The organism is Duganella guangzhouensis, from assembly GCF_009674535.1.
Lineage (GTDB): Bacteria > Pseudomonadota > Gammaproteobacteria > Burkholderiales > Burkholderiaceae_D > Rugamonas > Rugamonas guangzhouensis.
Genome location: NZ_WKJK01000023.1, coordinates 47,529 through 69,492 on the forward strand (window position 1 = coordinate 47,529; position 21,964 = coordinate 69,492).

General features: G+C 63.8%; 27 protein-coding genes. All 27 read left to right on the forward strand.

Going from position 1 to position 21,964, the window contains the following annotated elements:
* Positions 1–53: 53 nt before the first annotated feature.
* A complete protein-coding gene (locus tag GJ699_RS29695) occupies positions 54–1,004 on the forward strand; it encodes a VOC family protein (protein WP_154383024.1) in 951 nt (316 codons plus the stop codon).
* Between the two features lie 39 nt (positions 1,005–1,043).
* The gene (locus GJ699_RS29700; protein ID WP_154383025.1) at positions 1,044–2,138 is read left to right on the forward strand and encodes a porin; all 1,095 of its coding nucleotides are present in this window, start codon (positions 1,044–1,046) and stop codon (positions 2,136–2,138) included.
* A gap of 12 nt (positions 2,139–2,150) precedes the next feature.
* Positions 2,151–3,473, forward strand: a complete 1,323-nt coding sequence (locus GJ699_RS29705) for an MFS transporter (protein WP_154383026.1) — start codon at positions 2,151–2,153, stop codon at positions 3,471–3,473.
* A gap of 3 nt (positions 3,474–3,476) precedes the next feature.
* Positions 3,477–3,935: a cache domain-containing protein gene (locus tag GJ699_RS29710; protein ID WP_154383027.1), complete on the forward strand. Its 459-nt coding sequence runs from the start codon at positions 3,477–3,479 to the stop codon at positions 3,933–3,935.
* Between the two features lie 10 nt (positions 3,936–3,945).
* The gene (locus GJ699_RS29715; protein WP_154383028.1) at positions 3,946–4,716 is read left to right on the forward strand and encodes an alpha/beta fold hydrolase; all 771 of its coding nucleotides are present in this window, start codon (positions 3,946–3,948) and stop codon (positions 4,714–4,716) included.
* Between the two features lie 17 nt (positions 4,717–4,733).
* Complete coding sequence (locus GJ699_RS35375; RefSeq protein ID WP_195763680.1) at positions 4,734–6,191, forward strand: amidohydrolase family protein; 1,458 nt, start codon at positions 4,734–4,736, stop codon at positions 6,189–6,191.
* 136 nt (positions 6,192–6,327) lie between these two features.
* Complete coding sequence (locus GJ699_RS29725; protein ID WP_154383030.1) at positions 6,328–6,828, forward strand: PEP-CTERM sorting domain-containing protein; 501 nt, start codon at positions 6,328–6,330, stop codon at positions 6,826–6,828.
* Positions 6,829–7,134: 306 nt separating this feature from the next.
* Positions 7,135–7,836: a flagellar hook-basal body protein gene (locus tag GJ699_RS29730; protein WP_154383031.1), complete on the forward strand. Its 702-nt coding sequence runs from the start codon at positions 7,135–7,137 to the stop codon at positions 7,834–7,836.
* Positions 7,837–7,839: 3 nt separating this feature from the next.
* Positions 7,840–8,616 carry a flagellar basal-body rod protein FlgG gene (gene flgG, locus GJ699_RS29735; protein ID WP_154383032.1) on the forward strand — a complete coding sequence of 259 codons (777 nt, stop codon included), beginning with the start codon at positions 7,840–7,842 and terminating at the stop codon, positions 8,614–8,616.
* 6 nt (positions 8,617–8,622) lie between these two features.
* Positions 8,623–9,573 (forward strand): flagellar basal body P-ring formation chaperone FlgA, encoded by a 951-nt coding sequence (flgA, locus tag GJ699_RS29740; RefSeq protein WP_154383033.1) that lies wholly within the window; start codon positions 8,623–8,625, stop codon positions 9,571–9,573.
* A 10-nt stretch (positions 9,574–9,583) separates the two neighbouring features.
* Complete coding sequence (locus GJ699_RS29745) at positions 9,584–10,156, forward strand: flagellar basal body L-ring protein FlgH (RefSeq protein ID WP_154383034.1); 573 nt, start codon at positions 9,584–9,586, stop codon at positions 10,154–10,156.
* Positions 10,156–11,268 carry a flagellar basal body P-ring protein FlgI gene (locus GJ699_RS29750; protein WP_229262361.1) on the forward strand — a complete coding sequence of 371 codons (1,113 nt, stop codon included), beginning with the start codon at positions 10,156–10,158 and terminating at the stop codon, positions 11,266–11,268. Before GJ699_RS29745 ends, GJ699_RS29750 begins: the two co-directional genes overlap by 1 nt.
* An 18-nt stretch (positions 11,269–11,286) precedes the next feature.
* Positions 11,287–11,652 carry a flagellar basal body rod protein FlgB gene (gene flgB / locus GJ699_RS29755; RefSeq protein WP_154383035.1) on the forward strand — a complete coding sequence of 122 codons (366 nt, stop codon included), beginning with the start codon at positions 11,287–11,289 and terminating at the stop codon, positions 11,650–11,652.
* Positions 11,652–12,086 (forward strand): flagellar basal body rod protein FlgC, encoded by a 435-nt coding sequence (flgC, locus tag GJ699_RS29760; protein WP_154383036.1) that lies wholly within the window; start codon positions 11,652–11,654, stop codon positions 12,084–12,086. The genes flgB and flgC overlap by 1 nt, the downstream gene beginning before the upstream one ends.
* Positions 12,083–12,376: a flagellar hook-basal body complex protein FliE gene (gene fliE, locus GJ699_RS29765; RefSeq protein ID WP_154383037.1), complete on the forward strand. Its 294-nt coding sequence runs from the start codon at positions 12,083–12,085 to the stop codon at positions 12,374–12,376. The genes flgC and fliE overlap by 4 nt, the downstream gene beginning before the upstream one ends.
* Before the next feature lie 18 nt (positions 12,377–12,394).
* A complete protein-coding gene (gene fliF, locus GJ699_RS29770; protein WP_154383038.1) occupies positions 12,395–13,864 on the forward strand; it encodes a flagellar basal-body MS-ring/collar protein FliF in 1,470 nt (489 codons plus the stop codon).
* Positions 13,861–14,346: a hypothetical protein gene (locus tag GJ699_RS29775; RefSeq protein WP_154383039.1), complete on the forward strand. Its 486-nt coding sequence runs from the start codon at positions 13,861–13,863 to the stop codon at positions 14,344–14,346. Before fliF ends, GJ699_RS29775 begins: the two co-directional genes overlap by 4 nt.
* The gene (locus GJ699_RS29780; RefSeq protein ID WP_154383040.1) at positions 14,334–15,164 is read left to right on the forward strand and encodes a FliH/SctL family protein; all 831 of its coding nucleotides are present in this window, start codon (positions 14,334–14,336) and stop codon (positions 15,162–15,164) included. Before GJ699_RS29775 ends, GJ699_RS29780 begins: the two co-directional genes overlap by 13 nt.
* Entirely contained in the window at positions 15,164–16,474 is a 1,311-nt protein-coding gene (locus tag GJ699_RS29785) for a FliI/YscN family ATPase (RefSeq protein ID WP_154383041.1), read from the forward strand. The genes GJ699_RS29780 and GJ699_RS29785 overlap by 1 nt, the downstream gene beginning before the upstream one ends.
* Positions 16,474–16,941, forward strand: coding sequence for a hypothetical protein (locus tag GJ699_RS29790; protein WP_154383042.1), 468 nt, complete (start codon positions 16,474–16,476; stop codon positions 16,939–16,941). The genes GJ699_RS29785 and GJ699_RS29790 overlap by 1 nt, the downstream gene beginning before the upstream one ends.
* The gene (locus tag GJ699_RS29795; RefSeq protein WP_154383043.1) at positions 16,931–18,031 is read left to right on the forward strand and encodes a hypothetical protein; all 1,101 of its coding nucleotides are present in this window, start codon (positions 16,931–16,933) and stop codon (positions 18,029–18,031) included. Before GJ699_RS29790 ends, GJ699_RS29795 begins: the two co-directional genes overlap by 11 nt.
* Entirely contained in the window at positions 18,031–18,435 is a 405-nt protein-coding gene (locus tag GJ699_RS29800) for a flagellar hook assembly protein FlgD (protein WP_154383044.1), read from the forward strand. Before GJ699_RS29795 ends, GJ699_RS29800 begins: the two co-directional genes overlap by 1 nt.
* A gap of 10 nt (positions 18,436–18,445) precedes the next feature.
* The gene (gene flgF, locus GJ699_RS29805; RefSeq protein WP_154383045.1) at positions 18,446–19,642 is read left to right on the forward strand and encodes a flagellar basal-body rod protein FlgF; all 1,197 of its coding nucleotides are present in this window, start codon (positions 18,446–18,448) and stop codon (positions 19,640–19,642) included.
* On the forward strand, positions 19,642–20,442 hold the full coding sequence (locus tag GJ699_RS29810; RefSeq protein ID WP_154383046.1) for a FliM/FliN family flagellar motor C-terminal domain-containing protein: 801 nt from the start codon (positions 19,642–19,644) through the stop codon (positions 20,440–20,442). Before flgF ends, GJ699_RS29810 begins: the two co-directional genes overlap by 1 nt.
* Positions 20,435–20,785: a FliM/FliN family flagellar motor switch protein gene (locus tag GJ699_RS29815; RefSeq protein WP_229262362.1), complete on the forward strand. Its 351-nt coding sequence runs from the start codon at positions 20,435–20,437 to the stop codon at positions 20,783–20,785. The genes GJ699_RS29810 and GJ699_RS29815 overlap by 8 nt, the downstream gene beginning before the upstream one ends.
* The gene (locus GJ699_RS29820) at positions 20,782–21,180 is read left to right on the forward strand and encodes a flagellar biosynthetic protein FliO (RefSeq protein ID WP_154383047.1); all 399 of its coding nucleotides are present in this window, start codon (positions 20,782–20,784) and stop codon (positions 21,178–21,180) included. Before GJ699_RS29815 ends, GJ699_RS29820 begins: the two co-directional genes overlap by 4 nt.
* Positions 21,177–21,956: a flagellar type III secretion system pore protein FliP gene (gene fliP / locus GJ699_RS29825; RefSeq protein ID WP_229262363.1), complete on the forward strand. Its 780-nt coding sequence runs from the start codon at positions 21,177–21,179 to the stop codon at positions 21,954–21,956. Before GJ699_RS29820 ends, fliP begins: the two co-directional genes overlap by 4 nt.
* Positions 21,957–21,964 lie beyond the last annotated feature (8 nt).

Below are 21,964 nucleotides of genomic sequence, written 5' to 3' on the forward strand. Positions count from 1 at the left end.
GGACATTAGCGGCCGCAGAGCCGCGTCCTTGCCGCACCTTAGTGGAGACCTAGATGAAGAGCGAACACCCGCGTATTGAACCCGTTGTCACGGCCGTTCATTCGGTCGATGAATTTACCTTTAGCGTGCCGGACTTGCAGGCGGCGCTACATTTCTATTCCAGCTTCGGCCTTGAGGTGCGACGCGAGGACGGTGGGCTGGGACTGTACACCGACGGCCACCCGCATCGCTGGGGGCGGGTGCTGGAGGGCGGCAGCAAAAAACTGCTGTGGATCACGCTGGGCATCTATGCCGCCGACGCTGACGCCTTGATACGGCGCTGCGCCGCCAACGCGGTCGTTTTGATCGAGCGTCCGCATGCGCTGGCGCCGGACGGCATCTGGCTGGCGGCGCCGGATGGTGTGGCGGTGTGTCTGCGGGTTGCGGACAAGACCTCGCCCAGTGTCAAGGCACCGCGCGAGTTCGCGCCCGAACGCAGCGACGCCGGACGCGCGCCGTGCCGTAGCGCGATCCAGCAGGTCAGGCCGACGCATCTGTCACACATCCTGCTGTTCACGCCGGACATCGGCGCCGCAATGTCTTTCTACTGCGATGTGCTGGGCCTGCGGCTGTCGGACCGCTCTGGTGACAACATCGCTTTTGTACATAGCCCGCATGGCAGCGATCATCACCTGATCGCCTTCGCCAAGTCGCTGGGACCCGGCTTGCACCACACCAGCTGGAATGTCAGCTCCTTCGACGCTGTCGGTCTCGGCGCGCAACAGATGGTGCAGGCGGGCTATCCGGATGGCTGGGGCCTGGGGCGCCATGTGCTGGGCTCCAATTACTTCCGCTACGTGCGCGATCCATGGGGCAGTTACGCCGAATACTCGTTTGACATCGACTTTATCCCGGCCGGCGCGGTGTGGCCAGCCGCAGACTATCCACCGGAGGACGCGCTCTACGTCTGGGGCCCGAGCTTGCCGGAGGATTTCATCACCAATCATGAGGTTCCCATCATGTAATTGCAGTACTTTAAAAACTAAAAATACGGAGACAAAAAAATGAACCACAAGTTCAAAGCAGCGCTGATGCTGTCGGCGCTGGCGCCGGCCTACGCGCTGGCGCAAGGCAGCAACATCACGTTTTATGGCAAGCTCGATGTGGCGATCGAGAACGTCCGCTTCTCGGCGGCGTCGGGCAAGGCCGCGTCAACGGCGAGCTACCTGTCCAACGACATTTCCTACTGGGGCCTGCGCGGCAACGAAGATCTGGGCGACGGTACACGCGCCTACTTCAAGCTGGAGTCGGGCTTCAGCGCCGACACGGGCACCAGCTCCGGCGGCAACCAGCTGTTCGACCGCGAGGCGCTGGTCGGCTATGGCGCCACATGGGGAGCCTTGCAGTTGGGCAGCCAATACGCGCCGAGCCTGTTCGTGCAGGCGCGCAGCGATCCGTTCGGCCGTAACAACAACGGCAACGGCATCACGCTGACGCAGCAAATCCCCGGCAACCTGCGTGGCTTCGTTGGCCAGCTGCCGCTGAATAACGCGGTGCAGTACATCTCGCCGTCGCTGGATGGCGTGGTGGTGCGCGTGCTGCACAGTTTCAGCGAACGCGCCGCGGCGCCCAAGGACTTGGGCGAGTTCAGCGGCGGCAGCATCGATTACTTCAAGGGCGGGCCGCTGTATGTCGGCTTAAGTTACGAGGTGCAGAAATTGGCCGGCGCCACGCCGACCACGGTGCTGTCGAACAAAACCGCCGCCCTGGGCGCCAGCTATGTGTTTTCGCAGGCCAAACTGTTTGGCTACCTGATGCATAACACGCTGACCAACGCCGCCGCCGTCAATGCGCAGCTGGTCGGCGTCAGCGTGCCGCTCGGCCTGTCCGACGTCAAGGCCAGCTACTCGCAGCGCAAGCTGAATGGCGATGACGCCGGCAAGGCCAATATCATCGCGATCGGTTATTTTTACCATCTTTCCAAACGCACCGAGGTGTACACCTCGTGGGCCCACCTGCATAACGGCGCCGGGACCAATTTCGGCATCTGGCCCAGCGATAAAACCTATGCGCCACCGGTGGTCGCCGGCGGCGCGGGCCTGCCGGTGCTCGGACAGAGCATCAACAGTTTGGAACTAGGCTTGCGCCACTTCTTCTAAGGAGACTTGAATATGGTTGCTCAAACAATGACGCCGGCGGCGGTGATGAACGGCGCGAAGATCTCGGGCCTGCAAATCCTGACGCTGGTGCTGTGCTTTCTGGTGGTGGCGGCGGACGGCTTCGACGTCGCCGCCGCCGGCTACGTGGCGCCGCTGCTGAAGCGCGAGTGGTCGCTGGCGGCGCCGCAGATGGGGCCGATCTTCGGCGCCGGTCTGTTCGGCCTGGCCATCGGCAGTTTTATTTTCGGGCCGCTGGCCGACCGCATCGGCCGCCGCCGCGTGATCGTGCTGTCGATGCTGCTGTTCGCCGTCGGCAGCATCGCCTGCGGCTATGCGGATTCGGTCTCGTCGCTGGTGACGCTGCGCTTTCTGACCGGGCTGGGACTGGGCGGCGCCATGCCGGCCGCGCTGACGCTGTCGTCGGAATTCGCGCCGGAGCGCAACCGCGCGCTGCTGGTGACGCTGATGTTCTGCGGCTTTACGCTCGGGCTGGCGTTTGGCGGCGGCATCGCCGCGCTGCTGATTCCGCGCTTCGGCTGGCAAGGCGTGTTCTTCTTCGGCGGCGCGGTGCCGCTGGTGCTGGCGCCGCTGGTCTGGCTGCTGCTGCCGGAATCGCTGCGCTTCATGGCCGGCAAGCCGAAATATGAGGCCGAGGCGCGCGCCGTGGTGCGCCGCCTGACCGGCCGCGATGACGTGCGGCTGGAAGTGGTCGTGCCCGGCGAGCCGGCCGCCAGCAAGACCGGCGTGGCCGCCACGCTGTTCAATGCGCATTACCGCAGCGGCACGCTGCTGCTGTGGCTGGCGTTCTTTTGCACCTTGTGGGTGTACTACCAGGTCAGCAGCTGGCTGCCGACGGTGATCACCGACAGCGGCATTCCGGTCACCGAGGCCGCCACCATCGGCGCCATGATGCCGGTCGGCGGCACCATCGGCTCGCTGATCAATGCGCGCCTGATGGACCGCTACAACCCGTTCTTCGTGTTGACCGCGTCATACGTGGTGGCGGCGCTGTCGATCGCGCTGATTGGCGTGGCGATCGTCCATCCGGGCTGGCTGTACCTGGCGGTGTTCTGCACCGGACTGGGATTGTCCGGTGCGCAGACCGGCGCCAATGTGCTGGTCTCCGGCTTCTACGCCACGGCGGCGCGCGCCACCGGCGTCAGCTGGGCGCTGGCGGTGGGCCGGGTCGGTTCGATTGTCGGCTCGGTCAGTGGCGGTTTCCTGCTGGCGGCGCTGGCGACCAGGCAGACCGCTTTCCTGGTGTTCGCCATCCCGGCGGTGATTGCCGGCGGCGCCATGCTGGTCACCGGCCGGCTCTACAAGGAAGGAAAATAAACCATGCGTCAAGTGATCAACTATCTGTTGCTGGCGCTGCTGTTGGCGCTGGTGGGGCCACTGCGTGCCGCCGAGCTGGGCTCCCGCGAGGAGGCGGTGGCGATGGTGCACAAGGCGGTGGCCATGCTGGCCGACAGCGGCAGGGAAAAGACCATCGCCGAAGTCAATAATCCCAAGGGCCGTTTTGTCGACCGCGACCTGTACGTGGTGATTCACGATATGCAAGGCAAGGTGCTGGCCAACCCGGTGCTGCCGCGCATGGTGGGCGTCGATCTGTCCGGCGTCAAGGACGTCGACGGCAAGATGTTCATCAAGGAGCGACTGGAGATGCTCAAGTCCGCCAGCAACGGCTGGATCGATTTCAAGTGGCCCAGTTCGGTCACCAGGCAGATCGAGATGCGCTCGGTCTATTTTGAACGCGCGGGCGATCTGGTGATCACCTGCGGAATTCTGAAACACTGAAGGAATGGTTATGGATATCAGCAAGTACAGCGGTCCTGGCGGCATGCAGGTGGAGGAGTTGGGCGCGGGGAAGCGCATCGTGTTCGTGCACGGCGGCGGCGCCGGCGGCGCGCTGGCGTGGAAGGCGCAGGCGCCGTTGGCGGCCGATTGGCTGCTGGTCATGCCTTCGCGGCCCGGCTACAACGGCAGTACGCCCAATCCGCTGGGCGGCGAGGACTTTGATTACGACGCCGCCTTGATCGCCCAACTGATCCAGCCGGGCGATCACGTGGTCGCGCATTCCTATGGCGCGGCGGTGGCCATGCTGGCGGTGGCGCAGGTGACGGACAAGGTGGCGTCGCTGACCATCATCGAATCGGGCACCAGCGACATCGCCAAGGACGATCCGGCGGTGACGGCGTTTCACTACGCGACGCTGGGCCTGGCGGCGCAACCACCGAAGAATGACGAGGAGTTCTTGCGTACGCTATTCCGCATCATCGAGCCGAGCCGGCCATTGCCGCCGACGCTGCCGCCGCCACTGCAGGCGTTTGCAAGGCATCTGCCGAAATTCCGTTTCCCTGCCGCCGCAAGGGTGCCGGAGCAGGCACTGCGCAATGCCGGCGTGCGTTATCTGCATGTATCAGGTGGACACAGCCCGGCGTACGAGGGCATCACCAACCGGCTGGCCGAACGACTTGGCGGGCAGCGCATCGTGATCGAGGGCGCCGGCCACATGCCGCAGCAAACCGGCGAGCCGTTTAACACCGCGCTGGCTGCCTTCCTGCGAGGTGACGCATGATCCATCATGGCGTAACAGTGCCCAGGAAATTGTTGGCCGCCTTGCTGGGCGCGTGCCTGTTGGCGGCGTGTGCCGCGCCGAAGGAGCCGATGGCGGTGGCCAACAGCGGCACCGTGATTCGCAACGTCACCGTGGTCGACACGCGCGATGGCGCACTGCGTCCGGGCCAGACGCTGCTGCTTGACGGCGGAAAAATCGTGCGCATCGTCAGCGGCGCGGTGCGTGTCGAAGGCACGGCGCGTGAGATCGATGCCAGCGGCGCATTCATGGTGCCTGGTTATCTGGACATGCACACCCATGCGCTGCTGACCGCGACCAAGCCAGCCGCCATGGCCTGGCCGATGCTGGTGGCGAACTGCATCACCGGCGTCCGCGAAATGGCGGGCTCGGCACAGCTGATCCAGTTGGCCCACGCCATCAATGCGGACAGCGCAGCCGGCAAGCTGACGGCACCTGAAATTCTGGCGGTGCCTGGCGATATTCTGGCGGCACCGCTGACGCCGGAGCAGGCGGTGCAACGGGTGCGCCAGCAAAAGCAGATGGGCGCGGATTTCATCAAGGTCGCCGGTGGCAACCATGACGGCACACTGGCCGTACTCGATGAAGCGCGCGCGCAGGGACTCACCGTCTCTGGCCACATGCCGTTGGCGCTGCAGGCCGCCAGCGCCGCCGACGCCGGCTGGCGCGCGATCGAACATCTGGGTTCCGGCTTGGGCATGGTGCTGGATTGCTCCACAGCGGAAGATGCCGTGCGTAGTGCTTTGTTGCACGGGGAGGGCGCGCCGCCGCCACCGCCTGCCGCGCTGCCATTGGCCATTGTCAGTCCGATGCTGTTCCGCGCGGCGGACGCGCCGTTCTATCAAAAAGCGATGGACGGCTATAGCGAAGCGAAATGCACGGCACTGGCGCGGCGCTTTGCGCAGCGCGGCACGTGGCAGGTGCCTACCTTGATCCGTTTGCGTACCGCTGCCTTCAGCACGGCGCCGCAATACCGCGAAGATCCGGCGCTGGTCCATGTCGACCAGGACACCCGCGCATTATGGGAGCGGTTGGCGCGGCAGTACGAGGCCACGGTGCCGGCATCGGCGTCCGCCACATTTCAGCGGTATTACAGCCTGCAGCGGCAACTGGTCGGGCTGCTGGCGCGTAACGGTGTCAAGATGATGGCGGGATCCGATCTTGGTGGTATTTGGGTCATTCCGGGGATCAGCTTGCACCAGGAGTTCGGCGAACTGGCCGCAGCCGGGCTGACGCCGTTTCAGATATTGCAGATGACCACCTTGAATGGCGCCGAATTTCTGCATCGCGAAGCCGAGATGGGAACGGTGGAAGCGGGGAAAAATGCCGACCTGGTCCTGCTATCGGCAAACCCGCTGGTCGATGTCAGCAACTTATCGCGCATATCCGCCGTGGTGTTGAAAGGCCGCTACCTCGATCGGAAGGCATTGGACGCCTTGAAGCAATCTTCAGGCTAGCGTTGGGCACAAGGTTTCGGTGCTCCGTCCCGATCCCGGTCAATTGTTGCCTAGGCGAAAATTGCCATATACAATAGTGTTTATTGCAATTATTTTAGTGCAATATATTTTTGCAACAATTATTCTCGGGAGAAATATGATTAAGCGCTTGGTTCGCCTACTGGTTTGCATAACTGCGTTGCTTTCGAGCACCACAGTCCTGGCTGATGTGCAGTACAAGTTCAGTGGTTTCTTCGGAAACAATATGGTTGACCAGACGGACTTCACGGGGACTTTTACAATCACGTTACCGACCTACGTAACGTCTGATATGGATATCCCCGCCAGTGCGATTTCTAATTGCCAGGCGGGTATGTTTCAGTGTGGAGGGATTCGTTTTGTTGAGAGTGCGTATGAAGCAGGCTACACCAGCACTGATCACCACGTGCATGCGATTTTGTTCTCAGACAATATTGATATGACAGATTTTTACTATTTTGACATCGGGGCATTTACGACTCCCGGCGTCTACAACGAATCGATATTCGGCGGGGCTACTTTGACTGTTAGCGAGGTGCCGGAACCTTCGATTTTGCTGTCGTTGAGCAGCGGACTGGGGTTACTGGGCCTAGTAGCGCGACGTCGACAACGAGCGTAACGGGGCGGGAGGGGTAATCCTGCCAGCAAACGAACATAGTGATTTGAAGCACTTGTATAAAAAGCCGATCTTTGAACAGATCGGCTTTTTTGTTTCCTCGGCGTGTAGCCGTGTCAAAAAGTTTAACTGTGACAATTAACGTGTTTTTCTGCTAAAAATATTTGTTCTAATAGCGAATCACAAGATTGTCCATTTGTGAATAGGAGATGCCGTTAGTTAACTCTAATTTACATCTTTTAACATGTGTAGCGTTATGTTACACTGCAACCTTTTTTGTAAAAGAAGCAACTCGTCGGGTGAATATAGATGGATTTGACAGCAATCGCAGCGAGCGGGATGCAGCAAGATTTATTGCGCATGGACAGCATCAGCCAAAACATCGCCAATGCGCTCACGCCTGGCTACAAACGTCAGACCGTCACAGGAATAGGTTTTGCCCAGCAGGTAACGGCAGGGCTGGCGGCGGAGAGCGTGGCCGTGACCAGCATCAATCCGCAGCCCGGTACGCTGCGTCCGACAGCTAATCCGCTGGATCTGGCAATCGACGGTGCGGCTTACTTCGAGGTCGCGACAGAGCAGGGGTCTGCCTACACGCGGCAGGGCGCGTTTCACACCGATGTGCGCGGACGATTGGTGACGGCGAGTGGCGCCGCAGTGATGGGCAGCGGCGGCGAAATTCTGCTCAATGGGGCGTTTGCGGTGGACGCCAATGGCGATGTGCGCCAGGGCGATCAGGTGGTCGCACGCCTCAAGCTGGTCAATTTCAGTAATCCCGAGGCGCTGCAGCCAATCGGCGGCGGCGTCTATGTGCAAGGCGGGGCGCGCGTCGCGGAGGAGCCGCTGACATCGTCGGTACGCAGCAGTTTTCTGGAAAATTCCAATGTCAACACCGCGCAGGAAATGGTGCAGTTGACCGCAACGGTGCGTCATTTCGAAGCGATGCAGAAAATTCTGCAAGGCTATGACGACAGCCTTGAAAAAACCATACGCAAGCTGGGAGAGTTTTAAACCATGAATGACGCGTTGTACATCGCCGCCACCGGCATGCAAATGCAGCAAAAGAGTGTGGACACCATTGCCAATAATTTGGCTAACGTCAACACGCCCGGCTTCAAAAAAGGCCGGGTGACGTTTGAGGATATGGTGTATCGCGAGATTAGCCGGCTGGGTACCGGCACCGAGGCACCGGCCAGTTTGTGGCACGGCGGTGGCGTCAACGTCGCCGCGATGGCCAAGGTGTTCACTGCGGGAGAACTGCGCAAGACCGATGCCCAGCTGGATCTGGCGATACAGGGCGACGGCTTCCTGGAAGTCGTGATGGCCGACGGCAGTTCGGCCTATAGCCGGGGCGGCACGCTGAGCGTGGACCGCGATGGCTTTCTCGCCACCGCCGATGGCCACGCGCTGAAGCCGGCGATCCACGTCGGCACCGACGCCAAGCTGATCAGCATCAAGGCCGATGGCCAGGTGCTGGTTCAGGGCGAGAACGAAAGCGAATTGCGCGATGTGGGCCGGATCGAGATGAGCCATTTTTCGGACAACAGCGGACTGGTGTCGCTGGGCGCCAATTTGTACTTGCCGTCGGCCAAGTCCGGCGACGCGATTTATGGCAAGCCTGGCGACAATAGCGCCGGCACCCTGGCCCAAGGTTATGTGGAAGCATCCAACGTCAATCTGGTCAACGAGATGGTGGACCTGATGGCGGCACAACGCGCCTATGAGAGCAGCGTCAAGGTGATCCAGGCGTCCGACGAGATGCTGGCGCTGAGTAACAATCTGCGCAAATAAGCCCGTATGCGTATCTGGGGTCTGCTGATGCTGCTGGTCAGTTCGCAGGTATGCGCTGACCAGATCGTACTGGATCTGCGAGCCGAGGTCTTGCTACACCAGCCGCGCGCGACCCTGGCGGATGTGGCCGTCGTGACCGCAGCGGATCCGGACTTGCAGCAGGCGTTTGCCAGCGTGGTGGTCAGCAGCGCGCCCTTGGCCGGCTATGTCGAGCAGCGCAGCCGCGCCGAGCTCGAACTGGCGTTGCGTGGTCAGGCCCTGGCGCTGGGGCATAGCATCGTCTGGCGCGGTGCAACTGCGGTCCGCCTGCGCACCGAGGTGCAGCAACTGGACAACGCGGTCTTGCTGGAAGTGGCGCGCGATGCGCTGTTGCAAGCCCTGGGTAACGAAGGTCGCGTGGAAGTGGTACTGGCAACGCCACTGCCGGCAATGGCGGCGCCGACCGGCGCCTTGTCTTACCAGGCACGGCTGCTGGATGCCAGCCGTTTGCGCGCCCGCATGGCGGTGCGGGTGGAGGTGATGGTGCAGGGCACGCTCTACCGTTCGGTGATCGTGCCGCTTGCGGTGCGCGCTTATCGGCGGGTGTATGTGGCGCAGCGGATGCTGGCGGCCGGCAACCAGGTCGTGGCCGGCGATGTGATCGAGCGCGAACAGGATATTGCGCCGCTCGGCCAGTCACCGGTGCCGGTGGGGGCGCTGCATGACGGCGCGCGGTTGCGCCAATCGGTGGAGGCGGGGCAGGTGCTGGGCGCGCAACACCTGGTCGCGGACGGGGCACTGCTGCGCGGCGACCGGGTCCATTTACGCATGATGGCGGCCGGCATCGCGGTGGAAACCATGGCGGTGGCGCAGGCCGATGCCGCCGCCGGTCAATTGGTACGGGTCAAGCCTGAACGCAGTAACGAAACAGTGCTGGCACGGGTGATCACGCCCGCGCTGGTTCGAATTGAAGAGTGACGGGAGAATTATGAAACGCTGCAGATGGTGCTTATCGGCGCTTGCCCTGTTGGGCATGCTGTCGGCGCACGCAACCAGTTTGTATCAGCAATCGAGCTATCAGGCGATGACCTCTGATTTGCGGCCACGCCGGGTGGGCGACCTGATTACCGTCATGGTGTATGAAAGCGCCAGCGCCAGCACCACCGCCAATACCAGCGCGGGACGCGACGCCGGTGTCGGCATCGATGTGCGTGGCGGTGGCACCAGCCATGGCGCCGCCGCAAAAACCAATAATCAGCTGGACGGGCGTGGCCGCACCGAGCGCGAGGGCCGTGTGTTGGCGCAGATCACGGTGGCGATCAAGGAAATCACCGAGCAGGGCGATCTGCTGATCGCCGGCGAGCAACTGCTGGAAGTGAACAACGAAAAGCAGCAAATCCGGGTTGAAGGCCGGATCCGGCCGCAGGACGTGTCCGATGCCAATGTGGTGCTGTCGACCCGCATCGCCGCCGCACGCATCAGTTATGCCGGCCAGGGTGATCTGGCCGACCTGCAGCGGCCGGCCTGGTGGCAACGCTTTCTTACTTTGTTTGGTTTGTAATGATGAAACGCATATTGATGGCGCTGCTACTGACGGCGCTCGCCGTCAGCGCTGGCGCCGCCGACACCATCCGCATCAAGGATATCGGCAAAATCGAGGGCTGGCGCGACAACGCGTTGACCGGCTATGGCCTGGTGACCGGCTTGGCCGGTACCGGCGACTCCAGCCGCAACAAGGCAACCCGGCAGTCGATCGCCAACATGCTGTCGCGCTTTGACATGACGGTGGTGGCCGATGACGTGCAGAGCCGCAATGCGGCGGCGGTCATGGTCACCGCCAGCCTGTCGCCGTTTGCGCGCGCCGGCGATGTGATTGATGTGACCGTCACCTCGATGGGGGATGCCCGCAGCCTGGTCGGCGGCACGCTGATCCTGGCGCCGCTGAAGGCCGCCGACGGCCGGGTGTATGCACTGGCCCAAGGGCCGTTGTCGGTGGGCGGCTACAAATACGATTTGAATGGCAACGTGGTGCAGAAAAATCACCCGACCGTGGCCTCGATCCCCGCTGGCGCCACGGTCGAAGTTGGCGTCCCCAATGATGTTACGCACAATGGCCTGGTGACCTTTGTGCTGGCCGATCCCGACTACACGACGGCAAGCCGGGTGGCGGCCGCGATCAATGCCGCGCTGGGCGCCAGCCTGGCCCTGGCCACCGATGCCTCGGGCATCGACATCCGCATACCGGAGGAGCGGCGCGCGCGCCTGGCCGACTTTTTGACCCAGGTGGAAAACGTCAACGTTGAGCCTGACCGGCGCGCGCGCGTGGTCATCAATGAACGCACCGGCACCATCGTGGCTGGTGGCGACGTCCGCATCGCCAAGGTGGCGGTGTCGCAAGGCGATCTGAAAGTCAGCATTGTGACCGACAACACGGTATCGCAGCCTTTGCTGGTCAGCCAGGGCGGCGCCGGTGTGCAAACCGCGCGCATCGCCAATAGCCGGGTCGACGTGGCAGAGCAGGGCGAGACTGGCTTTGTCGCCGCTAGCAACAATACGGTGGCCGACCTGGTGCAGTCGCTGACCCGCATCAAGACCAACACCCGCGACATTATTTCCATTCTGCGTGCCGTGAAGGCCGCTGGTGCACTGCACGCGGAATTGATCGTGCAGTAATTGAGTATAGAGAACAGCATGACCATAGTTACCGACAGCACGACCGTCAGCCTGCTCAGCCTGGCGCTGGATGCCACCGCCATGCGGCAGCAGGCGATCGCGCAAAACATTGCCAACGTCAATACCCCCGGCTACCAGCGCGTGGGTGTCAGTTTCGAGAGCCGGGTCGAGGCGCTGCGCCAGCGACTGGGCGATGGCGCCGCGCCGGCGCTGGCCAATCTGGCACCTTATCGGCCGCAGCTGGAAAGCAGCGACAGCCCCGTCAGTCTGGACATGGAGATGGCCTCGCTGTCGGAAAACACACTGCACCACCAAGTTTTGCTCAAGCTGCTGAACAAACACTATGCACTGCTGGGCAGTGCCATTAACGAAGGTAAAAAATAATGGATTACAACGCAGCGTTTCAGATCAGCGCAAGCGGGATGGCGGTCGAGAAGCTCAGGCTGGACGTGACCGCAGCCAATCTGGCCAATATGAACAATGCCGCCGCCAGCGGCGCCCAGGCTTACCGGCCGCAACACGTGATCAGCCAGAGCATGCCGCTCAGCTTCGGTCAGCAGTTCGGCCAGCTGTATGCGCTGGGCGGCGGGGTCCAGGTGGCGGCGCTGGAAGAAAGTGCGTCGGCGCCGCGCATGGTGTATGAGCCCGGCCATCCATATGCGGACGGCAAGGGGATGGTGGCTTACCCGGCGGTCAATCACACGGCGGAAATGGTCAACCTGAACGTGGCATTGCGGGCCTATGAAGCCAATGTGGCGGCCATGAACGCCGCCAAGACCATGGCCGCGCGCACACTGGATATCGGAGGTCAGCAATGACGGTGGAAGCGATTAGCGCTGGTGCCGCCATGGCCGAAGCGCTCAAACCGGTCGAGGTGCAACAGCCCGCAGCCGGCTTCGGTAACTGGTTCACGGCCGAGCTGGAGAAGGTGAATACCGGCCTGGTGCAATCCGATCAGGAGGCGCAGCGGCTGGCGCTGGGGGAGCCGTTGAATCTGCACGAGGTGATGATCCATATGGAAGAAGCCAAGTTGTCATTCCAATTGTTGGCTGCGGTCCGCAATCGGATGCTTGAGGCATATCAGGAAGTAATGCGTACGCAAGTCTAGGGGTAGAACGTGGCAGTGATGACAGAAACATGGCAACGGATGTCGCTCGCCGCGCGCGCCGGTCTGGTGATCGGCGTGCTGCTGATCGTGGCGCTGACGGCGGGACTCGGTATCTGGGCTTACCGCGCGGATTACCAAATCCTGTTCTCGGACGTGGCGCCGGCCGACGCGGCGTCGATGACCGCCGAGCTGGACAAGATGAAAACGCCGTATCAGCTGAGCGATGGTGGCGCCACCATCCTGGTGCCGAAAGAGCTGGTGTACAAGACCCGTTTGAAATTAATGGGCAAAGAATTGCCGCTGCATGGCGCGGTCGGCTTCGAGGTATTCAACAACGCGGATTTTGGCATGACCGAATTTGTGCAAAAGGTGAATTTCCTGCGCGCCATCCAGGGCGAACTGACCCGCACCATCTTGGCCATCGACGAGGTGCAGGCGGCGCGCGTGCACCTGGCTTTGCCGGAGCAGGGCTTGTTCAAAAAGGCCCAGACCAAGCCGAAGGCGTCGGTGACGCTGACCATGAAGAATGGCAAGGAACTGGCGCCCGAACAGATCGCCGGCATCCAGCGCCTGGTGGCCGCATCGGTGCCCGATATCGTCAGCAGCGATGTGACGGTGCTGAATCAGCATGGCGTTGCGCTGACCCGGGTTGCGCAGGGTGAGGCGGCGGAAGCGGCGCTGAATCAGCTGGATAGCAAACGTAGTACCGAAGAATACCTGCTGAAGAAAGTCAATCAGGTATTGGACCGCACGTACGGGCCGGGACAAGCGGTGGCGACAGTCGATGTGGCGCTGGATCTGGATCAAAGCAAGGTGACGACGGAGGAAGTCCTGCCCGCCAAAAATCCCGACCCTGCGGCGGCGGCCACCGGCGTGGTGGTGCGCGAACGTAGCAGCTCCAGCGAGGCCAGCGGCGCGGCAGCGGCGACCGGCAGCGCCAGGGTCAATGGCGCACCGAACAGTAATACCAGCGAGTTCGACTACCAGGTCGGGCGGCGCGTCGAGCAGGTGGTGTCCGGCGGCGGCACGGTCAAGCGGATGTCGATCGCGGTGCTGGTCAAGCCATCGATGGACGAGGAGCAATTGGCGCGCCTGAAAGAAGTGGTCGCGCTGGCTGCCGGCTTCAACAGCCAGCGCGGCGACGCGGTGGTGGTGTACTCGATGCATGCCGTGGCCAATCAGGTGACGGCAGCGGCACCGCTCCACGCTGATCTGGTCGCGTCCGGCGACGGCCCTGCGGACAGCGCCGCAGTCCCGCGCGAGGCCAGCGGAACGCGCCCGGCCGCTGCCGCATATCAGGTGGGCTGGATCCTGGCTGCGCTGGCGACGGCGGTGGTGCTGGCGGCCACCATCTTCGGCTTGGTGGCGCGCCGCCGCAAGCCTGCGGTCAAGCGCTTGTCGGCGGCGGAGCGCGCGCAGATGCTGGACGATGTCCGGCAATGGATCGCCAACGGCCAGCAGGAAGCCGGCGGCGGGAGGCGCTCATGAGCGGACATCGCCAAGCCGCCGCCGCGTTGCATGGACTGGCGTCGGACGATCGCCAGCTGATCCTCGATCAGTTGCCACCGGCTGACCAGCAAACGCTGCGCGATTATCTGGCGGAGCTGGATGCCTTGGGCTTCGAAGGCATGGAGCCGGATCTGCTGAAGCCGACCACCGGCGCGCCCGATGTGGCCAGTGCCAAGTCCGAGCTGATCTATGCCATCCTGGCGCACGAACCAGCCGCACTGGTGGCACAGATACTGGCCATCCGCGCCTGGCGCTGGGCCGACGGCTTGCTGGCGCTGTACCCGCCGGCAAAGCGCGACGCCATCTGTGGTGTGTCGGTTCGCGCGGCCCCGGCGCGTGATCGTCTGTTGCTGGAAATGCTGACGGCACGGCTGCACGCCGGCGCCGCCAGCGTGCCGTTGCCACGCCGGCATTCGGCACTGGCTCCCTTGCTACGATTGGTGCGCCCATGGCGACGATAATCCAGGCGCCGGCGATGGCCGCCAACAGCCGCCAGTTGCGTCGACCTGGCGCCGCCGCAGCTGCGGCCCAGGCTGACGTGGCGTTGGCGCCGGTGGCGCCAGTCGCATCGGCTGTCACGGTCTCGCCCGAGGTGCGGCAGGATGCGCTGGCGCGCCAGGAGCGGCAACTGCGGGATCAGGCCGAGCTTCTGCGGGAGCGCGAACAGGCACTGGACGCGGCCACGTCGCGAGTAGCGCAACGGGAGACTGAGCTGCGGCAGCTGGAGCAACAACTGGCGGCGCGGCAGCAGCAACTGGACGACGGCAGTGCGGCAGCTTACACCGAAGCAGAGCGGCGGGGCGAGCAACAGGGACGGCAGCGCGGCGAACAGGAAGCGCGCGATGCGGTGGCGGCGCAGGTGGGGCGCCTGAACGCGCTGGTGCAGACGCTGCAGCAGGCCCGGCGCAAGCTGCTGGACGAGAATGAGGACATGCTGGTCGAGATTGCCTTTACGGCGATCTGCCGCATGCTCGGCAGCCAGGCCGTTCGGCGCGAAGCAATGCTGTCCATGATCAGTTCCCTGCTGGAAGGCGCGCATGCTCAGGACAAGCTCACCGTACGCCTGCATGCGCAGGATGCGGCGCTGCTGGCACAAGATAGTGATGGCCTGGACGCACGCCTGTCGCTGCAGGCCGACACCGGCATCGAGCTGGGTGGCTGCCTGTTGGACAGCGTGCACGGCACGCTGGATGCCCGTCTTGAAATACAGCTACAGCATTTGCGCGAGACGCTGCTGCTGGCCCGGCGCCAGCGCGATGAGCTGGAGGCGCCGATCTGATGCAAGCTTATCTTGACGCCGTACGCCAGGTCGAACTGAACCGCCGCACCGGCCGGGTGTTGGGCATCGCCGGCCAAAGCATTGAAGCGCATGGGCCGGACGCCGCCATTGGCGAGGTGTGTGAGATCCGCATGGGCGATGGCAATGCCAGCGTGCTGGCGGAGGTGGTCGGCGTCCGCCCGGGACGGGTCACGCTGATGCCCTACGGCGATACCCGTGGTATCAGCGCCGGACTGCGGATCGTCGCCGGCGGCCAACCGCCCGGCATGCGGGTCGGCGATGCCTTGCTGGGACGGGTGATCGATGCCTTCGGCGATCCGCTGGACGATGGGCCGCCACCGGTGACGGCCGGCGTGCGCAGCTTGTTTGCGCCGCCCATCAATCCATTATCGCGGCCGCGCATCAGCCGCGTGTTGGAGACGGGCGTGCGCGCCATCGACACGCTGTTGCCGCTGGGGTGCGGCCAGCGCATCGGCATTTTCGCCGGCAGCGGTGTCGGCAAGAGCACGCTGCTGGGCATGCTGGCGCGCGACGTCCAGAGCGACGTCAATGTGATCGCGCTGATTGGTGAGCGGGGACGCGAAGTGCGCGAATTCGTCGAGAAAAACCTGGGGGCGGAAGGCTTGAAACGCAGTGTGGTGATCGTTGCGACCTCCGACCAGCCGGCGCCAGTGCGGGTGCGGGCGGCCTGGGCGGCAACCACCATCGCCGAGTATTTTCGCGACCAGGGCCGGCAAGTGCTGCTGATGATGGATTCGATTACGCGCTTCGCGATGGCGCGGCGTGAAATCGGGCTGGCGGCGGGCGAGCCGCCAACCGCGCGCGGCTACACGCCGTCGGTTTTTTCGGAAATTCCCGCGCTGTGCGAGCGTTGCGGCGCGACCGCTTCAGGCGGCGCGATCACCGCGCTGTACACGGTGCTGGTCGAAGGTGACGATTTCAACGAGCCGATCTCGGACATTGTGCGGGCCACGCTGGATGGCCACGTCATGTTGTCGCGAACGCTTGCGCACGAAGGGCATTTCCCGGCCATCGACGTGCTGCAGAGCGCCAGCCGGCTGGCCTCGGAATTGGCCGACAGCGAGCAGTTGAGCCTGATGTCGGCCGCGGTGGATGTATTGGCCACCTATGAGCGCAACCGCCAGATGGTGGAAATGGGCGCCTATCGCGCCGGCAGCAATGCCGCGATCGATCGCGCCATCGCGCTGGCGCCCGCCTTGCGTGAAGTGTTGCGGCAGACCGTGCTGGAGTCGACGCCCAGGGCGCAGGCGCTGCTGCGGCTGCGCGCGGCGATGAACGGGGGCGTGTGATGGGGGCGCGACAGTTTCAATACCCGCTGCAGCCGATCGCCGCGCAACGTCAGTGGGCGCTGGACGCTTTGCTGCTGGAGCTCAACGAATGCAATCAGGCGCTGGCGCAGCGCCACAGCGAATGCCAGGCGGCGCGCGAGCAGGTGGCACAGTTGACTGCGGCGTGGCGTGAGCAGGCGCTGCGGGGTACGGCTTTGCGCGCGGATCAGCACGCGCTGTGGTCGGGCTATCTGCTTGATTGCCGTCAGCGCCAGGCGAATCTGGAGCAGGCGTTGGCCAGCCTGCAGGAAGCCAGGGATGGATTGGTGGAACAGGTTAGCGTTGCGCAGCGCGCACTGGATGCGATGGATAAACATCGTGTCGGGTTGCAGCGGGAGTTCGTCAAGGCCGGCCTCAGTGCCGAATTCAAGAGCGCCGACGATCAATGGGGTGTTTTGCAGACGATAAGGAGTAGGGATGGCGATTAATGTGGAAGACTATGCCGCTCAGGGTTGGGCCTCCGGGCATCGCCAGAAGATGCAGACCGAGGCGCGCCAGGAGCGCTGGATGGCGGAGTTGGAGCATGCGCTGCTAATGGGCGCGAAACGGCCGGCGCAAGAGCGTGTCAAGGACTCGACAGATCCGACAGCGGCCGCCCAGGCGGCGTTGCCGGGAAGTCTGCCATTGGTCGCGGCCACGGCTACAGAGTCGGTTGCCGGCGATGCCGCCCCGTTGCGCGCCAGTGCGGCGACGCCTAAGGCCGGGTTGACGTCGGCGTCATCGCAAACGGCATCAGCGCCGGCTCAGTCGCCACAAGCGACGCTGGACGCGTCGACCGAAGTGGCAATACCGGCGGCACAATTGACGACCGGTGCTGCGATCGCCAATCCGGCCGCGGTGATGACGCCGCCGCCGGCTGCGGTGTCCGCAGCATATGCTGCGGCAGGCGCCATCGGCGCGCTGGGCCTGGCTGAAAGTGAAACCGCCGGCCCGATCGGCGGTATCGGCCCGGTGAGCGGCGGCTCCGCTGTCGGCGCCGCGACCTGGGGCGCCACGCTGTTTGCGCAAACCGGCGGTCAGCTGGATGCCACCAGCGCGGCCGGCACGGTCAAGGCGGCGGCCGCGCAGCCGCTTGCATCCGCATTGGGCCGGCCCGGCGTATTGGCCTCGTCACCGGCGCCAGAGTTTGCAGCGCTGCCCGCCGCCGCACAGGACGACACCGAACAGGCCGAGAGCATGGAATCGGCGCCATCCAGCGAGCCGGCAGCGACGCCGGACGGCGAGGAGTATGCCAAGCGCTTGCTACATCTATACCGCAGCGGCGACCAGGTACAAGCATGGGTGCGCGATGCCGCGCTGGGCCAACAACAGGCACTGGGATTGGCGCAGGCGATGGCGGGGGCAGTCAGCAGCAGCGGAGCACAGCTGGCTGCGCTGACCGTCAATGGCAAGCGTGTGCCCCTGGCAGGCCGGGGGGAGCCGTGCGTGGGCGGCGATGCCGACCGCGAGCAGGCCGAAGCGCCGGCGCCGGGGCGGCAAGATTCGATAGTACAACTTAACGGAAATGGAGCGCTGTAATGGCCATCAGTTTTAGTCCAGCAGTGGGCAGCGATACGCTGTCGCAGTCAAGCAATATCGGGATCCAGGATTTCCTGAAAATTCTGACCGCCCAGTTGAATAACCAGGATCCGCTGAAGCCGGTGGACAACCAGGAGTTTGTGGCCCAGATCGCGCAGTTCGCGAACCTGGAGCAGAGCCGCCAACTGAATGTCAAGATCGATGAACTGGTGGGCGTGCAATCGGCGGTGCAGTCGGTCGGCCTGATGGGGCGCACGGTCGACGTCAACCAGAACGGCTTTCTGGTGTCGGGCAAGATCACGGCGATCGATATGTCCAGCGGCACGCCGGCACTCACCATTACGACATCCAGCGGTTTTCTCAATAACATCACCCTGTCACAAATCGTGACGGTGCGCTCATAAGGTATATACCATGTTCGATACGCTTTATATCGGCACCTCCGGACTGCTCAGCAATGCCAAGGGCCTCAAAGTGGTCAGTAATAATCTGGCCAACGTCAATACGCCGGGATTCAAAGGTTCGCAGTTGCAGTTCTCCGAGCTGTTTGAGCAGGGCGGTGGCGTTGCCAACAACAATGAACAGCAGCATGCCGCCGGCGGCATTGGCGTGACCTCGCTGGGCGCTGCGGTCAATTTCCGCGCGGGCAATGACCAGAGCACGGGCAACCCGCTGGACCTGAGCATCAGCGGCAATGGCATGTTCGTGGTCCGGCGCGACGACGGCGAACTGCTGTACACCCGCGCCGGTGACTTCCAGTTCGACGCCGACAATGTGCTGACCAATGGCAGCGGTCAGCACGTGCAAGGCATGGACAAGGACGGCAAGCTGATCGACATTACGCTCAACAGCCTGGAACATAGCGCCGCCAAAGCCACCACCACGGTCAACTTCAGCGGCAACCTGACCAGCACGGTTGCGACCCCGGCTGTGGACACTACCATCAATGGCGTTACCATCATCGACCCGTCGGGTGGCAGCCACACGCTGAACCTGTCGTTTACCGACGCCGGCAATGGCTCCTACACCGTGAAGGTGACCGATGCCGCCGCCGCTTCCGGCGCGGCGGCGCTCGGCACTGGCACCATCAAATATGCCGCCGGCGTGCCGGTGGCTGGTTCCAGCTCGGTGACGATCCAGTATTCGACCACCGGTGTGGCGGCGTTTCCGGTGACGCTGGATTTCAGCGAGTCCAGCAGCTCTTCGCTGGCATCCGATCTGCGCTTCAGCAAGCAGGATGGCTACGCGGCGGGCGTGCGCACCGATCAGGCCATCGATGCCGACGGCACCATCAGCGTCACTTATTCGAACGGCCAGAAAGGCAAGGGCACGCGTCTGGCGCTGGCACAGTTTGTGACCCAGAATGACCTGCAGCAGGTGGGCGGCGGCGCGTTCACCAAGACCGCCAACGGCGAAGTCCACTATGGTTATGCCGCCAGCGGTAGCTATGGCTCGCTGGTTGCCGGCCATCGTGAAGGCTCCAATGTCGACCTGGCCGAGGAGTTCAGCAATCTGATCGTCATGCAGCGCGGCTATCAGGCGGCTTCCCACGTGATCAGCACCACCAACGACATGATCCAGGAGCTGTTTGACATGAAAGGCCACCGTTAATGTCGCAGCCCTATGCGCTGATCAGCGATACGCTGCTGGCGCGGGTGCGCGCCGCGGCCGATGGCGCGCTGTCCGCCTGGTGTCGCGACTGGGGTATCGCCGCCGATGCGCCGGTGCTCGAATGCGCGCGGGCCTGGGACGCCAGCGCGCAACTGCCGGCCGCGCCAGGCTGGCAAGCGCCCTTGATCGATGGCGCGGCGGTACTCGCGCGCGCCTGGAGTAGTGAGATGCCGGCCCACGTGCAACGACTGTTGTTCGGTTCCGAGCGTCAGTATCAAATGGCGGACGGTAGCGCGCCGCTGGCCGCCGCCGCCGGTGTCGCCGCATGGCAGGCGCTGAGCGAACAACTGGCACGCACGCTTCTGCCCAGTGTGGCTGAAGCTGCTGACGCCGCACCTGCTGCGGCGGACAACTGGCGGCGCGCTTCCGGTGCGGTGCTGCTGGTGCTACGGCTGGGCAAGCAAGCCTGCCATCTGGTACTGAACCATGCCGCAGTCGAGCGCTTTAACGTTGGCCCGCATGACTTGCCACCCTTGGCGCCGGCGTCGTATCGGCAGTTGCTGGACAGTCAGTCGGTGCTGCTGGCGGTGGGACTGGGCGCGGCCGAGGTGGATCTGGGCAGCCTGGTGCGGCTGGCGGTGGGCGATGTGGTCCGGCTGGACGCGCTGGCCGACCGGCCGCTGACGCTGCGCGGCCCGGACGGCACGGCGCTGTGCGGCGGCTATCTGGGCCGGGCTGGCCCCTCTCTGGCACTGGAACTGGTGCCGCATGATTTAATTGATGGAGTAACGCATGAGTAGCAACATGAGCAGCAACAAGGCCTTCGGCTTAACCGCCCCTGAACTGGTCGACCTGACCGAACTGCTGCCGCAGCAACCCAGCGGCGCCGCGCTGTTGGGTGGCAATCTGCGTTTGCTGGACAGCGTGCAGGTCAAACTGCAGGTGATGGTGGGCGAGGCGCACACCACCGTGGGTGAACTGATGTCGCTGCAAGCGGCGTCGGTATTGAAGATCGACCGGCAGGCCGACTACCCGATCGACGTGGTGCTGAACGGCAGTACCATCGCGCGCGGCCAGTTGGTGGTGGTGGATGATCATTTTGGCGTGCGCATCACTGAGATCGCCGCGGCAGCCCAGGCATGAAGCGCTGGCTGACACTTGGGGCGCTGGCGATGGCCATGGCGTCGTCCCATGCCGAACCAGCGGCTGCTGCGATACCGTACAAGCAGGACGCGGCGGTGACGGCGGCGGCGCTGCCGGGCGGCGCGCTGGGCGTGCTGCTGGTGTCGGCGCTGGCTATTGTGGTGGTGCTGGTGCTGCGCAAGCGGCTGAATCTGCAGCCGCGCCGGGATGGCGCGCGTCATCTGCGGGTGCTGGAAACCCAGCGGCTGGGACCGCGTACCTTGCTGGCGGTGGTGGAATTCGCCGGCGGCCAGTATCTGATCGCGCAAAGCGAACATGGCGTCAGCTGCCTGGCGGCCGCGCCCGGCACGGTGGCGCCGTTGCCGGCCGCACCGGTGGCCGGAGGCCAGCCATGAGCGCGCTGCGACAGCGCCGCTGGCTGGCGGCCGGCATCCTGTTGGCCGGCGGCCTGGCGGCGATGACCGCCGCCTGCGCGGCCACCGATCCGGCCAGCTTGGCCTTGCCGGGCATGCGCCTGCAACTGTCGGCCGGTGGTGGCCCGGCCGAAGTGTCGTCGGCCATCAAGATTTTGATGGGCTTGACGGTGCTGAGTCTGGCGCCCGCCATACTCATGTCGATGACCTCGTTCATCCGCATCGTGATTGTACTGTCCATGCTGCGCCACGCGCTGGGCATGCAGGAAACCCCGCCCAACACTGTGATCGTCAGCCTGGCGCTGTTCCTGACGCTGTTCACCATGTCGCCTGCGCTGCAGGACATGAACAAGCAGGCGTTGCAGCCCTATATGGATGGAAAAATCGGTACCGAGCTGGCGTTGCAGCGGGCTGCCGCGCCGCTGCGTGACTTCATGGTGCGGCAAACCCGCGAGCCGGACTTGGCGTTGATGGTTGAGCTGGCGAAAGCCGAGCAACCGAAGACCATGGACGACATCAGCATGGTGCAGCTGATTCCGGCGTTCATGCTGTCCGAGCTGCGTTCGGCGTTTCAGATCGGCTTCGTGATTTTCCTGCCGTTCCTGCTGGTGGACTTGATCGTGTCGAGCGCGCTGATGGCGCTCGGCATGATGATGGTGCCGCCGGCCTCGATTTCGCTGCCGCTGAAGATCCTGATGTTTGTGCTGATCGACGGCTGGAACCTGGTGGTGCGCGCACTGCTTGGTACTTTCGCATAGGGGCGGAG